General features: G+C 30.2%; 3 protein-coding genes. All 3 read left to right on the forward strand.

The annotated features are described in order from the left end of the window. Window positions 1-132 precede the first annotated feature (132 nt). Window positions 133-462, forward strand: a complete 330-nt coding sequence (locus AJ888_RS02070) for a hypothetical protein (RefSeq protein ID WP_002882136.1) — start codon at window positions 133-135, stop codon at window positions 460-462. A gap of 33 nt (window positions 463-495) precedes the next feature. Further along, the gene (locus AJ888_RS02075; RefSeq protein ID WP_070288123.1) at window positions 496-1,365 is read left to right on the forward strand and encodes an ankyrin repeat domain-containing protein; all 870 of its coding nucleotides are present in this window, start codon (window positions 496-498) and stop codon (window positions 1,363-1,365) included. Window positions 1,366-1,380: 15 nt separating this feature from the next. Next, window positions 1,381-1,679 (forward strand): hypothetical protein (locus tag AJ888_RS02080; RefSeq protein ID WP_180753240.1); only part of this gene is annotated, 299 nt, incomplete at its 3' end.

Here is a 1,679-nt window from a genome sequence, read left to right on the forward strand (position 1 = left end):
AAAAAAGCAGGTGCTAAGACTTGGGAACAATTGGTTAAAGAATACAATATTGATACGAGTTTAGAGAGACCAGAACAAATTAAAATGTATGAAGAAAGAAGAAAGATAAAAAAATAATAAAAAGGAGATATTATGGAATTTGATGTTGAAATTTTAGACAATCTTGAGAATTTTAAAGAATTCTTAAAAACAAAACCTAGCAAAGAAGTTTTGCAGGCTGTTAATTCTCATTTAGAGGGTTTTTTAAGTGATGCGTATGATCATATCGATCCAGAAGAATACGAAGTCGCTTTTGAAGAAGAAACAGGAATATCTTATCGTGATGCTACTGAGGAAGAATTTGATGAGTGGTTTATTACAAATGTACTTTGCTTTGAAGATTTAAGTGAGATTTGCAAAATTCTTCGATCACTTTTAGAGGCTAAAGATTTAGATAAAGCTTTGGAAAATTTTAACAAATAAAAAAAATTAAAAAATTATTTTAAGGAAAAACAAATGAAAACTTTAGAAGAAATGCAAGCTATGGATGAAGAAGCTATAAGGGAGTTAGGTTGGGAGTTTTTTAGACTTGTTAAAAATAATAAACTTAAAGAAGTGAAAGAGTTTTTAAAAGATTATCCCGTGCCTGAAGTATTTTTAGAGAAACGTCGTAAGGTATATTGGTGTGGTCATCCTATACCTTTTTTTAATCCTAGTTCTACTTTAGCTTGGGCAGGGATCGCTTATGATAAGAGTCAAAGTTTTGAAATGATGGAGTATTTTGAGAGTTTAGGACTTAAAGCTGATGATGAGTGTTTAGGAAATAATGCCCTTACTGATTATATTGGAGTGGGTGGAAAAAATAAAAAAATGATTGATTATTTTTTTAAAAAAGGATGTAAATTTGAAGTTTATGATGAAAAAGGTGCCACCCCTTTGCATTCTTGGATATTGCTTGGTGATCCTGAGTCTGTAAATTCTTTAGAAGTGGCTTTACAATTTGGCGCTGATGTAAATATGAGAAATATTAAAACAGAACATGAAGATAGTCATATCGATGCAGGAAAAACCCTTTTACATCAAGCTGCAATATCTGAGAAAAAACCTGTTGGAACTTGTTTGGAAATTTTGATCAAATATGGAGCTGATGTCAATGCTGCTAATTGCACTATCAATGAAATTGAAAATGATAAAATCAATTATTTTAAACCTAATACTCCATTAGATAGGGCTATTTCTTTTGGGATAAATAAAAATAAAACAATCTTAAAAAAAGCAGGTGCTAAGACTTGGGAACAATTGGTTAAAGAATACAATATTGATACGAGTTTAGAGAGACCAGAACAAATTAAAATGTATGAAGAAAGAAGAAAGATAAAAAAATAATAAAAAGGAGATATTATGGAATTTGATGTTGAAATTTTAGACAATCTTGAGAATTTTAAAGAATTCTTAAAAACAAAACCTAGCAAAGAAGTTTTGCAGGCTGTTAATTCTCATTTAGAGGGTTTTTTAAGTGATGCGTATGATCATATCGATCCAGAAGAATACGAAGTCGCTTTTGAAGAAGAAACAGGAATATCTTATCGTGATGCTACTGAGGAAGAATTTGATGAGTGGTTTATTACAAATGTACTTTGCTTTGAAGATTTAAGTGAGATTTGCAAAATTCTTCGATCACTTTTAGAGGCTAAAGATTT

Source organism: Campylobacter sp. BCW_6467, assembly GCF_001762855.1.
Lineage (GTDB): Bacteria > Campylobacterota > Campylobacteria > Campylobacterales > Campylobacteraceae > Campylobacter_D > Campylobacter_D jejuni.

What these genes read in the sequence shown, in the direction of transcription:
- AJ888_RS02070 (WP_002882136.1), top strand. Translation starts at nt 133, where the DNA reads ATGGAATTTGATGTTGAAATTTTAGACAATCTTGAGAATTTTAAAGAA.
- AJ888_RS02075 (WP_070288123.1), top strand. Translation starts at nt 496, where the DNA reads ATGAAAACTTTAGAAGAAATGCAAGCTATGGATGAAGAAGCTATAAGG.